At 70.6% G+C, this 11,988-nt stretch carries 16 protein-coding genes; all 16 read right to left on the reverse strand.

Features of this window, described 5'->3' with window-relative positions; genetic code table 11:
* Positions 1-92 precede the first annotated feature (92 nt).
* Positions 93-926 (reverse strand): IPT/TIG domain-containing protein, encoded by an 834-nt coding sequence (locus ACFWBB_RS26405; RefSeq protein ID WP_385277252.1) that lies wholly within the window; start codon positions 924-926, stop codon positions 93-95.
* A 73-nt stretch (positions 927-999) separates the two neighbouring features.
* A complete protein-coding gene (locus tag ACFWBB_RS26410) occupies positions 1,000-1,425 on the reverse strand; it encodes a hypothetical protein (protein ID WP_385277254.1) in 426 nt (141 codons plus the stop codon).
* A complete protein-coding gene (locus ACFWBB_RS26415; protein WP_385277256.1) occupies positions 1,425-1,703 on the reverse strand; it encodes a hypothetical protein in 279 nt (92 codons plus the stop codon). Before ACFWBB_RS26415 ends, ACFWBB_RS26410 begins: the two co-directional genes overlap by 1 nt.
* Positions 1,704-1,743: 40 nt before the next feature.
* Positions 1,744-2,280 carry a hypothetical protein gene (locus tag ACFWBB_RS26420; protein ID WP_385277258.1) on the reverse strand — a complete coding sequence of 179 codons (537 nt, stop codon included), beginning with the start codon at positions 2,278-2,280 and terminating at the stop codon, positions 1,744-1,746.
* Complete coding sequence (locus ACFWBB_RS26425; protein WP_385277260.1) at positions 2,280-2,612, reverse strand: hypothetical protein; 333 nt, start codon at positions 2,610-2,612, stop codon at positions 2,280-2,282. The genes ACFWBB_RS26420 and ACFWBB_RS26425 overlap by 1 nt, the downstream gene beginning before the upstream one ends.
* A 17-nt stretch (positions 2,613-2,629) precedes the next feature.
* A complete protein-coding gene (locus ACFWBB_RS26430) occupies positions 2,630-3,484 on the reverse strand; it encodes a hypothetical protein (RefSeq protein WP_385277262.1) in 855 nt (284 codons plus the stop codon).
* A gap of 10 nt (positions 3,485-3,494) precedes the next feature.
* Positions 3,495-4,043, reverse strand: a complete 549-nt coding sequence (locus tag ACFWBB_RS26435) for a hypothetical protein (RefSeq protein ID WP_385277264.1) — start codon at positions 4,041-4,043, stop codon at positions 3,495-3,497.
* 142 nt (positions 4,044-4,185) lie between these two features.
* The gene (locus ACFWBB_RS26440; protein WP_385277266.1) at positions 4,186-4,647 is read right to left on the reverse strand and encodes an IPT/TIG domain-containing protein; all 462 of its coding nucleotides are present in this window, start codon (positions 4,645-4,647) and stop codon (positions 4,186-4,188) included.
* Between the two features lie 193 nt (positions 4,648-4,840).
* A complete protein-coding gene (locus ACFWBB_RS26445) occupies positions 4,841-5,584 on the reverse strand; it encodes a hypothetical protein (protein ID WP_385277268.1) in 744 nt (247 codons plus the stop codon).
* Positions 5,585-5,623: 39 nt separating this feature from the next.
* Positions 5,624-6,868, reverse strand: coding sequence for a hypothetical protein (locus tag ACFWBB_RS26450; protein WP_385277270.1), 1,245 nt, complete (start codon positions 6,866-6,868; stop codon positions 5,624-5,626).
* The gene (locus ACFWBB_RS26455; protein WP_385277272.1) at positions 6,868-7,140 is read right to left on the reverse strand and encodes a hypothetical protein; all 273 of its coding nucleotides are present in this window, start codon (positions 7,138-7,140) and stop codon (positions 6,868-6,870) included. Before ACFWBB_RS26455 ends, ACFWBB_RS26450 begins: the two co-directional genes overlap by 1 nt.
* A gap of 82 nt (positions 7,141-7,222) precedes the next feature.
* The gene (locus ACFWBB_RS26460) at positions 7,223-8,515 is read right to left on the reverse strand and encodes a phage major capsid protein (protein ID WP_385277274.1); all 1,293 of its coding nucleotides are present in this window, start codon (positions 8,513-8,515) and stop codon (positions 7,223-7,225) included.
* A gap of 223 nt (positions 8,516-8,738) precedes the next feature.
* Positions 8,739-10,664, reverse strand: a complete 1,926-nt coding sequence (locus ACFWBB_RS26465; RefSeq protein WP_385277276.1) for an NUDIX domain-containing protein — start codon at positions 10,662-10,664, stop codon at positions 8,739-8,741.
* A gap of 59 nt (positions 10,665-10,723) precedes the next feature.
* Positions 10,724-10,942 carry a hypothetical protein gene (locus tag ACFWBB_RS26470; protein ID WP_385277278.1) on the reverse strand — a complete coding sequence of 73 codons (219 nt, stop codon included), beginning with the start codon at positions 10,940-10,942 and terminating at the stop codon, positions 10,724-10,726.
* Positions 10,943-10,954: 12 nt separating this feature from the next.
* Positions 10,955-11,614 (reverse strand): hypothetical protein, encoded by a 660-nt coding sequence (locus ACFWBB_RS26475; RefSeq protein WP_385277280.1) that lies wholly within the window; start codon positions 11,612-11,614, stop codon positions 10,955-10,957.
* 98 nt (positions 11,615-11,712) lie between these two features.
* On the reverse strand, positions 11,713-11,982 hold the full coding sequence (locus ACFWBB_RS26480) for a hypothetical protein (protein WP_385277282.1): 270 nt from the start codon (positions 11,980-11,982) through the stop codon (positions 11,713-11,715).
* Positions 11,983-11,988: the final 6 nt, after the last annotated feature.

The raw sequence follows: 11,988 nt of genomic DNA on the forward strand, positions 1-11,988 counted from the left end.
CGGGGGCGGACTGGGGCCGCGCGGGGGGTTTTGTGGGGGGGGGTGGGGCCGCCCCGGCGGTCTGGGCTTTGGGGGGGGGCCGCGGGGCTGGGTCACGCGTAGGTGAAGCCGCCGGTCTTGGTGACGTCTCCGCCTGCGGACACGACGACGACGTCCTTCGCGCCGGAGGTCCCGGCCGGGGAGATCACGGACAGCTCGGTATCGTTCTTGAGGATCAGACCGGTGCCGACCGTGGTGCCGAACTTGACCGCGGTCACGCTGCCGAGGTCCGTGCCGGTGATCGTGACGGCGGTGCCGCCCGCGATCGGGCCACCCGACGGCGTGATGGTGGCGATCGTCGGCGCCGGGGGCTGGAACGCCGGGTCGTCGGTCAGCACGTACCAGGCATCCGTGTCGTCGCCGCCCTGGACGGCCAGACGCAGCGGCAGGACGCTCTCCTTGGTCTTGGCGAGCTCCTTGGAAACGCCCTCCATCTGCATCGTGCGAGGGATGACGTAGCGGTAGTGCTTGCCACCGTCGATGACCTCGATGCACCCGGCGATCTCGGTGCGACCGCCGATCCGCGGCGGGGCGAACCGGTAGTGCTTCCCGCCTCCCGCGGCCGGCGTGACGGCCGTGATGCTGCCGCCGCCGTACACCGCCTTGAAGTTACGGACAGACCACTGCTGCAGGTCCACCTCGACGGTTGCCGCGTCGGTCGTCTGGAACGTGCGGGTGGGGTAGGACGACTGCGCACTGCGGACCTGCTCAAAGTTCGGCTCAGAGTTGAACTTGAGGGAGTCCTCGGTGAACAGGCCGACCGTGTACCAGCCCTCGGGCATGGCCACGGTGGCGTCGGCCGGGGCGACGGTCCCGACGGGAGCCAGCCACATGCGGCTGAGTTGAGGGATGAGAATCTCGTTGTTGTTCGTGGTCTCGCCAGCCATGGCGGGCTTCTCCTTGGTGTCCGGTGGTGGGGCGCGGACACCTTGGAGAGCCGGGGTGGTTAACGTCGCGTCGTCACGGATGCACGGTGACGGAGAGGTTCATGATCCACCTGGGTTGCCCGTCGACGAGCGGCGACCACACGAGCAGTCCGGACGGTTTGATGCCGCTGAGGACCGGCCGGCCGGGGACGTGGGGCGCCTCCCCGAGCTCCTGGGCTGCCTTGGCGCAGCGCAGCAGGATCCGCCGCAGTTCGGCCTTGCCGGGCCACCCGCCCGGGTCGCCGTACGCCTCGAGCGTCACCTCCGGCGAGATGGCCCACTTCATGTCCCGCAGGTCTCCGCCGGGGCCGTGGTCGATGCGCAGGTGGGGCCAGGGCGCCTCTTCAATTCCGGACACACGTCCGGGGCCGCCGAGCGCGTCGGCGACCTCCGGGTGTGCCTGCAGCCAGGCGAGGAGCGCGGAGACGGGATCCGCGTCCGCCACGGTGAGCTCGCTCATCAGGCCGTGGCGTAGCCCTGGCCGCGCAGCCGGTGGGCGTAGTCCGGGGAGACGAGGAGCTTGGCGCCGGGCGGGTAGTCGGCGCCGTCGATGGTGTGGTGGTGCGCCAGCGTGACCGCGACCGGCTCGACGCCGAGCGGCAGGGCTGGGCCGACGACGTCCGGGTCGGGGGCCGGCTTGCGGGCGGGGCGGGCCGGGGCGGTCTCGGTGACGGCCTCGATGGATTCCTCCGCCGCGGTGTCCGCGGCGGGCTTCTTGGTGGTGGGGTTCGTAGCCATGGCGCGCACTGTGCGGGCGCGCACCGCTTGTGTCGCGTCGTCAGCGGCGGGCGGCGACGGCCGCAGCCGCGCGGGACATGAAGAAGGTGCCGTCGGCGCGAAGGTTGCCCGGGTAGACGGTTCCCACCTCGGCCTCGACAACCATGGGGGCCTGGACGGACACGGTGACCGTGACCCGCTTCCCGGCGACGACCGGCTGACCGGTGTTGATGTGCCGGGCGATGCCCTCGGGGTCCTTGTGCGCGCTGCAGCGGCAGTTCTTGAGGTTGGCGACGGCCCGGGAGCTCTCGTCGAGCGGCTCGAGCATGTACGTCGTGGGGCCGACGCCGCGGTGCTCCATGTCCCAGCGCATGGAGTCGATCGCGAAGCGCAGGTTCCCGGGGACTTCCTGCCCGTTGGCGGAGACGTGGGTGGGGCGGACCTTGTCGTCTCCCATGGTCACCCACCGCTTGGTGGGCGGGGCCAGGCGCTTCGCCTCGATCTCGACCTGGTGGGCGATGCGCTGCACCGCGGGGGCGAGCATGCGGGCGAGCTGGGCCTCGAGGCCCTGCGCGGGCGTGAACTTCGCGCTGGCCATCACGCGACCTCGGGCGGGTTGAGGGTGGCCGCTGCCTGGACGTAGTCGACATCCGGGCAGCCGGGCACGGCGTGGTTGCGTGTGCTCGACAGCGTCCAGGACCGGCCGGTCTCGTCGGAGATGGTGTCGCCCTCCTTGACCGGCCACGCCCGGGGGTCGAGGCGTACGGACCAGGAGCCGTCTTCCTGCTCGATGACCGACCCGGGCCAGGTGCCGCGCGGGGCCGGCTTCTGGCTGGGGTCCGGCGGCACGGGCACGCCGTTGGCGTCGCGCGCCCAGGGGTGGGCGAGCGCGTACACCGTGAGCGAGGCGTTCGGCAGCACTACGGCCATGGTCAGTCGCTCCCTTGTCAGCGGCGGCCGCGGGTGGAGGAGTACGGCCACGGCGGGCGGGTGGGCCGGTTGAGGGGCTGGAACAGGCGTCGCTTCCACCGGGAGAGGCTGCTGAGTTCGGGCAGGGCGCCGGCCTGGCCGGTGGCCGGTGCGGACTCGTAGGAGATCGACTGTCCCTCCGCGCTGACGGAGGACACGCGGCGGCCCTGGGAGCCGACGCCGCCGGGGCGGAGCCGCTCGGACTCCGCGGCGTGTGTGGTCACGTACCGGACGACGGGGTCGTTGGCTGCACCGTCGAATCCGACGAGGAAGTCGACGTCGTAGGTGCCATCTCCGCGGAGGCGGTAGGCGGAGACTTGGACCAGGTCGTCGGCCTCGAAGGGCCACGAGTCGGCGTCCTCGAGCTGCTCGTCCCGGCCCCAGTGCGGTGTCAGTGCGGTGCGGGTGACGAGCTGGGGGATGACGGGCTGGCCCAGGTAGCCGACGACGTCGGACTGTGCCTTGCGGATGGCGGTGAGCAGGTCGTCGCGCTGCTCCGCGGTGAGCGGGAGCGGGACGCCGAGTTCTTTGGCGACTGCTTCGGGGGAGGTGACGAGGCCCAGCCCGAGGGGCAAGTCCAGGCGTACGGACTCGTCTTTGACGGGCTGGGCTCCATCGCTCGGGGTGAAGGCGACGGTGGCCCAGTAGCGGCCGGGAGGCACGTCCGGCAGCGTGAACCGGTAGACGCCGGCGCGCAGCCGGTTGGCCGGTCCGGCGCCCGCCACGAAGGTGGTGCGGTCCGGGCCGTCGTAGAGGGACACGCTGGTGACTTGCCCTCCGGCCGGTTCGGGGTCGTAGTGCGCCCCGCCGTACATGGGCTTGTAGTCGAGCACCCCAAGCTCCTTACTTCTCGGCCTGGTTGGCGAGACGTGCGGCCTGGTCCTGGAGGCGCTCCCTGATGCGCGCAGCGACGCCCTCGGAGACGTGTGCGCCCGCGGGCTGCAGGAGTCGGTGGACTGGGTTGCGGTGCGGCCCGAGGAACGTCTTCTCGACCAGGCGGACGGTGCACACGAGGGTGGAGCCGTACGGGGTGAGGGGGACGAACACGGAGTCGACGTCGGTCGGCGGTTCCTTGGTCGCGTCGTCGACGATGACCTCGGCGAGGTTCTCCTCGTCGGGGATGACCTCGGTCGGGGTGGCGTACACGGGCGCTGCGGGGGCCTCCGGGGGTTCCTGAACGGCCGGGGGCTCGAGCGGGGCGGCCTCGGGTGCCTTTGCGGCGTTGTCCGCGGGTGCGGCCGGCTCCTCGACGATGGGGGCCGTCTCCTCGAAGGCCGCCTCGGTGTTGTCGTCTCCAGCGGGCGCGGACTCGTCCGCCGCCGCGGTGGTGGAGTCGGAGGCTTCCGCGGGCTTCGCGGCAGCGGTCTTACGGGTACGGGTGGTGCCTGCCATGGGTGGCTCCCTCTCGGGGTGGTTGTCCGGACGGCGCGCACCCTGCACACCGGACGCTGCTTGTGTCGCGCCCTGCCTCGAGCGGACGCGGTGACCCGGGGCGGCCCCTGGTTGGTGCGGAGGAGCCGCCCCGGGTCGGGGATCAGGCGTAGGTGAACCCGCCGGTCTTCGTGACGCTGCCGGAGTCGGCCACGACGACGACGTTGGCGGCGCCTGTCGATCCCGCGGGCGTCTTCACGCGCAGCTCCGTGTCGGAGATGCGCTTGAGCTCGGTGCCCGCGGTGGCGCCGAAGTTGACCGCGGTGACTCCGGCGAGGCGGGTGCCCTTGATGGTGACGGTGGTCCCGCCCGCGGCCGGACCGGTGGCCGGGCTGACGGTCGCGACGGTCGCCGCAGGGGCGTAAAGACGGTCGATCTCGGACTGGGGAACGATGGCTCCGGCCTGGTAGAGCAGGTGGAACCGGGAGCCTTCGGCGCGCCCGTCGCCGGGCCCGTAGGGCTTCGACTCGTACACGTCCTCGGTGATCCGCATGGGGACGTCCGGGACGGCGGACGCGGGGAACGCCGACTTCTTGATCAGCGTCCCGTCTTCCTTGTGCAGCATGGGGGTTGGTCCCTTCTGGGTCGGGTGGCCGGCGAAGGATGGAGTACGGGGCCGGCTTGGGTCGCGCGCTGCCGGGGGAAGAGGGGCACTTGCCCAATTGGGCAAGAATGATCTTGATGTCGTCCGGCACGGATCCGGTGCCGGGTGACGTTTGCCCAATTGGGCAAGAACGATCTTGATGTGCCCCTCGTGGCTACGGCCGTCCACTCCGGAACTGCTTGCCGGGTCCTTGACGCCGCGCGTTCCGCTCGCGCTGCAGCTCGCTGAACCGCTTGCCGCCCTGCTTGGTCTGGAGGTGCTTGATGTTGTTGGCGGGCAGTCCCACGCGCTGCGGCCCCAAGATCGAGATCAGGTCTCCCAGGTCACCGCGGGAGGTGTAGCCGGCCTGCTCGACGGATTCCTCGTCGGGGAAGACGTCGACGTGCCGCTCGGTCTCGAGGTCGATGAGGTGGTCCTCGCGGCCGCCGAGGGAGTACACCCACTTGAAGTTGGCCGGGGCGTCCGGTTCGACGTGCTCGCGGAAGAGGGAAACGCTCTTGGTGTACGCGTAGAACGTGATGTCGGGCGCCGACCTCATGATTCGAAGCCACGCCTGGATGTACTCCGGGCTGAAAAAGTCGCCGGCGTCATGACAGCGGACGTACTTCCCGCCCCGATACCGCTTGTGCTGCAGTTCGACGGTCATCGTCGCTTCCCAGCCGGGCAGATCGTCCAGGACCATCATCAGGTTCGCCTCGTGGGCGGCCTTGACGGTGCGGAACTGGTAGGTGCCCGTGCGGGCGTAACACAGGGGAGCACAGACCGATGCGCCCGGACAGGTGTTGTAGTTACGGCCGTCCGGAAGGGTCCCCGCCCACGCGGGCAGGGTCCACTTGTAGGTGTCGGCGTAGCCGGTTCCCTTGTAGGTGGTCAGCAGCCACCGTCTGGTTGATGTCATGCCCGGGACCGTGAGTGTCCCGGGCGGCTTGCGTCGCGCTCAGAGGATTCGCAGGTCGTCCCAGCCGTCCGGGCCGACGCTGAACACCAACAGGCCTGACGTCGATACCTCGCCGGAACGGACGGCGTACCAGTCGCTGCCGTTGTCCAGGGTCGGGGCCTGGATCCACAACCTGCCGTTGCCCATCTGCTGCGCGCGGAAGTGGTGGTAGTGCCCTGTGATCAGGATGTCTGCGTCCGCGACGGGTTGGCGGCCGAACGTCTGCCCACGCCACCAGTCGCCGGCTTTGTCCGGGCGCGGGTACTGGTGGCCATGGGACAGACCGACGATGTGCCCGGCGACGTCGAGCGACACGGTGTCCCGCCACCGTTCCGGCATGACGAACGAGACATGCCCGTACGCGTCCTCGTTGCGGGCGTAGGCGTCGGCGATCTGGGACATGACCTCGATGCCCCAGTCGTCGACGGGCGGCCCGACGGCGTCCTTCCCGCGGCGCACGCGGCCGTGGTTGCTGCCGCAGGTCGCGGCGACGACGCGGCCGAACCTCCCGGCGAGGCGGTCCAGGCCCTCGAAGGTGATGCGTCGGTGGACGCGGACCATCTCGGTCAGGGTCAGGTCGTTGGTGAACGCCTGCTGCGTCGTGTTCTCGAAGCCCTCGACACAGTCTCCGGCGTCGGCCCAGTAGGCGATGGACGGAGGGCGCCCGACGGCCTTGAGGTCGCGGATGTGGTCGTCGAGCCGGTCGAACCGGTCGGCGACCCGGGCGATGAGCTCCGGGGTGCCACCGTCGCGGCCTACCTTCCCGGCCTGGGCGTCGGCGTAGACCACGACTAGGGCGCGCTCCGCGGTGTCGACGGCCGCGCGGGGCTTTCGGCGGCGGCGCATCGCGTCGCGGACGAGCGCGTCGATGTCGCCGGCGGAGTGCCACGCGGGGGCGGCTGGCTCGATGACGTACCGGCAGCGCCACACGGCACGGGTGACGGCGTCGTCGCCCTGGTTGTCGCGGTGCCATGCGGCCGGGTCGTGCTTGGCCTCGACGAGGCGGACCCGGAAGTTCTCGGGGATGGCGAGGCCCATCGTTTCGACGCGCTCGCGCCAGTCGGCCTCTCCGGCGGGCGGCTTGTCGGCGGGCGGTGCGGTGACAATCATCGTGCCGCCCTCGTAACGCACTCCGGACTCCCAGCCGCGAGGCGCGGCCGGGTAGGCGCGCTCCACCTGCGGGGCTTGGCTCTGCCCGTGGGAGGCAGGCTCGAGAAGCGCCTGCAGCTCGTGGTTCAGGGTCATCACTCGCACCGGCATCCGTTCGGCTTCCCGCGGCGCCTGTGCCGGTTGACGGTGTAGGCCGTCACCGGGTCGCCGTAGCGGCTGAGCGTCTCAGCGATGGCTGTGGCGGAGACGTTGGTCGTGTCCAGCACCGCACGCAGCGATGCGGCCACGTCTGCATCCGCGGCTTCCAGGAGGGCACCGATGCTGCAGCGGGGGCCTCGGTGGGCGGCGGGGGCGCCTGTGAGCGCGTCCAGCTCCTGGGCGAGGCCTATGGGTTGTTTCTCGATCACCAGCGTCCTCCGTGGTCTTGATGGTGGTACGTGGGAGGGGGCGCACCCGTGACCCGGGTGCACCCCCTCACGCCGGCACGGATCAGCCGGTCGGCTGGGTCCAGGAGCCGATGACGAAGGACTCCGGCCGCGGGACCTCGAGCGCCAGGCGCTCGTCGGCACGGAAGGTGATCAGGCCCTTCTCGTAGTTCTCCGCGTTCTCCGAAGAGACGGTGACGGACACGTTCTCTCGGTCGTGGAGCTGCGCGCCGAGACCGAACGCACCGATGAGGAAGTCGGTGTCGGCCATCGCGGTCGTCTCGACGACGTTGAGGCGCCACACCTTCTTCTCGGCGCCGATGGCGACGGCGATGGCGACGCGGAAGGCGCCGTTCTTGTCCTCCTCGACCTCGACGTGCTCCCACATCGTGGGCGACAGGACGATGCCGGTCGGGTCGTACTCGGCGAGCAGGGCCTTCGTGATGCTGCGCCGGATCTGGACGCTGTACTGGTCGGTCGCGAGCCCCTGGTACTGCTGGACGCCCGGCGTGTTGTAGATGCCGGTGAGGGACTGGCCGTCGCCCACGGAGTGCAGGAGGTCCCAGTCCTCCGCGTACTTGACGCCCTCCACCATGCGGGTGTTGATGAAGGTCTTGAGCCTGGGTTCGTCGCTGAGAATGTTCTTGTGCGCGTCGAGCAGGTGCGCCACTTCGGCGACCGGGTACATCACCGGGGTCAGCGTGAGCTTGGACCGCGGGGCCCGGCCCCAGGTGTCGGTGTCCGCGCCGGTAGCCGGGCTGACGCCGTCCGCGGCGTACCGCTCCTTGACCTGGCGGGCGGAGTTCGTCCAGCCGGTCTCACGCGCGCCGTAGAGGACGGCGTTCTTGGTCGTGCTCTTGGGGAACAGGTCGCGGATGTGGAACTTCCGGAACGGGCGCTCCGCGATGCCCAGGTTCTGGGCGGAGCCGAGGGTCTGGTGGGTCACCGTGCCCGCGGACAGGGAGAAGATGGACTTCCCCTCGATGTCGGCGCGGATGTACGGCTTGTCACGGAAGTGCTGAGCGGTCGCGGTCTGGAAGGAACCGGACTCGACGAACAGGTCGCCGAGGGACTTCTCCTCGACGCCCATGGGGCGGTGGCCGTAGTGGGTGGCCGCGGCCGGAGCGGACTCCGGGGCCTCGAGGTACTGCTTGATCTCGGTGAGGTTCTGCTCGGCGTCGATGAGGGCCTTGATCTCCTGCGCCTCGCCGGAGACCTTGCGGAAGGCCTTGGCCTGGTCGGTGGAGACGACGAACTGGCCGCCGTCCTCGACCTTGAAGGTCTGGCTGATGCGCTCGGCCTCGGCGGACTTGAGCTGGAGCGCCTTCTGCAGTTCCTCGATACGTGCGGTGGGCATTTGGGGTGCTCTCCCTGTGCTGGGTGCGGTTGACGTGCGTCGCTCGCCCGGCCAGCACCGGGACGCCTCAACGCGAGGCGGAATGGAAGAGGGAGAGGGGCATTAACGTCGCGTGCTGCCCGCTCAGGACGTCAAGAGCGGGCAGCACATGGGGTTTGACCTGCTGTTTTGTTGTCGGTGGCTGCGAGGTGGTCGCGGCGAGCATGCGGGTGCAGCGTGTAACTCAGCTCCGCATCAGGGCGAGTGCGGCCTTCACTTCGTCGGGGTCCAGGCGGACGGTCTCCTCCGGCACCGCGGGCGGTTCGTCGTCCTCTTCGTCCTCGTCGGTGTCGCTGCCCTCGGGCTCGGTGTCGTCGTCGAAGGTGTCGTCGTCCCACAGGTCCAGGCCGGGGCGGGCGTCGGGCGCCGGCTGGGCCGCGGCCGCGGGCTCCTCGTCGTCGATGTCGAGTCCCTTCGCGGACAGTGCGGCGATCAGGTCGCGCACCTTGTCGCGGACGTCCTCGAGCTGCTCGGGCCCCGCGGTGCTGCTGCTGACGCGGGCAGTGGCGTCGGAGAGCGCGCCGACCGTGGGCTGTACGACGCGGGCGTCGACGTCCTCGTCCTCGGTGGCGGTGCGGGCCGCAGTGGTCCCTTCGGGGACGACGATGGTGGCGAGCTCTACGAGCTGCGGCTTGTCGAGCGTGATCTCTCCGGCCGTGACCGTGTACGGAATCGCGTAGTGGCTGCTGCGCCGCTCGTCCTCGCTGTGCATGGACACGATGACGCGGTCCGGGTAGGTCCCTTCGATGCACGTCCAGGTGCCGCCATCCTGGTCGAGGAGTTCACGGACAGCGTCGGCGAGACGGGCGCGGAACTGTTCCTGCGACTCGGGCAACGGAGTGGACGACATCACGGAGGCCTCCAGCGGGGCGGGGATGCTCTTGGCCTCGGCAACCATGGAGCGGGCGGACTTGTGCTCGATGCGTGGCAGAGCGCGGGCGGACTTCACCGCGGCGTGCGCAGACTTCTTCTCGTCGCTTCCGAGGGCCTGGTAGCGGGCCATGACCCCCTCGGCGAACTCCTTGGCCTGGGGCGTGGCCTTCGGCGCCGCGGCGTGCGGGAGGGCGGCGCCGGCGAGGAGAGCCCACGGCGTCTCTCGGCACTCCGGCCGCAGCAGCGTCATGTCGGGCAGGGCCGTGATCGGCCACCAGGCGGTGACCTCGGTCGCGTCGCCCTTGAGGTCGTCCGGATTGGCGACGCGGCGCTCGTCGTGGGGCGCGTTGATCGGCACGGAGTCCTCGGTCGGGACCACGGCCACGTAGCCGCGGTAGATGCCGTTCGGCGCCGTCCAGGAGCCGACGACGCTGGCCGTGCCCGGCAGGGTCGAGCCGGTCTCCTCGGCCCACTCACGCAGGGCGGCCGCGAGGGGATCCTCGCCGTCCTCGATGTGTCCGCCGGGGATTTCCCAGGTGCCCGCCGCGGGATCGTCGTCGTCGAGGGCGCGCTGGATCATCAGCAGCCGGCCGGTGTCGGCGGCCTTCACCGCCAGCCCCGCCACCTTGATGGCGTCGCCCTTCGGCGCGGTGACGACGTCGATCTCGACGTGGGAGGGCGTGGTCTTGTACTCGAGCCCGCCGTGCTCACCAGTACCGGCAGCGGACTTCACCTCGAGGCTCCGCGTCAGCGGGTGCGCGCCGTGCAGGACGGGCGAGACCTCGAAAAGGTCCAAATCGTGGATGATGCGGACGCCGTCGCCGCGCTTGCTCGCGCCGGTGTCAGGGACGCGGTAGCCGATGGAGAACGCGGCCTGCTTGTGCTCGTGCCACTGTTTAACCTGCTCGTAGGCGTCACGGCCCTGTTGGGTGCGCAGGTTGTAAATCACGGTCGCGACGAGGGCGCCAGCTTCAGCGGGCCAGTCGGGGACGTCCCGGAACCTGGGGTCGCCGGGCATCCACTCCTCGCACTTGACGACGACGCCGACAGGGTCTTTCCACCCGTGGTGCCAAACAGTCTTGACGGGGCGTGCGGCCAGGGTGCGGGCGAAGGCGCCGGGAACGATGAGGTCCGCGACCTCGTCGACCACGCCGGTGACGGCGTAGATAGCCCGGCTGGTGCCTCGCTGGAAGGTGCTGGGTACGGCGGTTCTGGACGGTGGAGCAGCGGTCGGCACGGCGGGGAACCTCCGGCGGTGGACAGTGGGCCGCCGGGCACCGTGCCGTTCGCGTAGAGCTACTGTCCTGTGCTGGCCTCTGCGAGCTGTTGGGGCTGCGCCTCAGCCTCGGAGCGAGCCATGGACCAGCCCTTGCTCCAGTAGCGGTATCCGAACCGCTCCTCGACGCTGCCGTACATGCTGTACGGGCAGGCGTCGGAGGGGTCTCCCTTGGCGTACGCGGCCTTGCCCTCGTTGAGGCGGTCCTGGTAAGTCGTACGGTCGAGCTGGACGGTCACTGTCGGCTCTCCTTACTGGCCCGCGAACATCGAGTCTTGGACGCCGCGGTCGCCGGCCGGGGGCGGGCTGGTGGGCGCCGCTTCTCCTGCCGCACTCGCGCGGTCCTCGCCGTTGTGGTGCGTCTGCGTCATCTGGGCGCCGTCGACGTCGGTCGACCACGCGTCTGGGTCGGTGTAGCGCCACACCTGGCCGTCGCTGTCCCGGACCCATCCGGTCAGTGTGCCGTCCGGGGCCTTGTCGAGCCAAGCCTGTTCGCCGCCGCTTCCCGCGTAGGCGCACCAGGCGTCGGGGCCGTCGGGGTCGGTCTCGTCGCCCTCGTTGTACTCGTCCCCGGCCCAGGGGCGGGAGTCGTCCTCGGGTTGCCCCGGGGCGGCTTCTCCCCCGCCACCTTCGCCTTCTGGTGGGGCGTTGGGGTCCGGGGGCGCCGCGGGGTCCTCCGTAAGCATGGCGGGATCCTCCTCGGCCGCGGCCGGGGCCGCCGTCGGGTCCTCGGGCAGTTCGTCCTCGAGGTCCTCGAGGTCCTCGGCGGGCTCGGTGTCGGAGACGCCGGGGCCGGCCTCGCCGAGCGGAGCCTCCTCGGTGCCCTCGGTCTCCTCGTTCTCGTCGTCTTCCTCCCCGAAAGGCTTGCCGCCCTGGGGGAGAGCCTTGATGGCGAATCCGTATCTGGTCACGGGCGGAGGATGCGCACGCGGGGCGGCTTGTGTCGCCGCCACGGTCGCACCCCCACCCGACCAAGATCATTCTTGCCCAATTGGGCAAGTCCGCCGGATCAGCCCCCGGGCACGCGCGCCTGCCTCGGCACGGCCCCGCCCTCCTCGACGACGTTGGTGTACTCACGGAGCACTGCGAGGACGGACGCGTCGTCGTCTCCCGCGACGGCCGTCATGGGGCCGGTCGGCGAGAGCGCGATGGACTCGCCCTGGTGGAGCTCCACCAGGGCCGCGGCCCGGTACGACCCGATCACCGGGCGGTCGGCCCGCCCGGTGATCTGCACGGTGTAGGTCGCACCGTCGTCGAACGAGCCGGTGACGGTGAACACTGCCTG

The sequence above is a fragment of the Streptomyces sp. NPDC060000 genome (assembly GCF_042737375.1).
Lineage (GTDB): Bacteria > Actinomycetota > Actinomycetes > Streptomycetales > Streptomycetaceae > Streptomyces.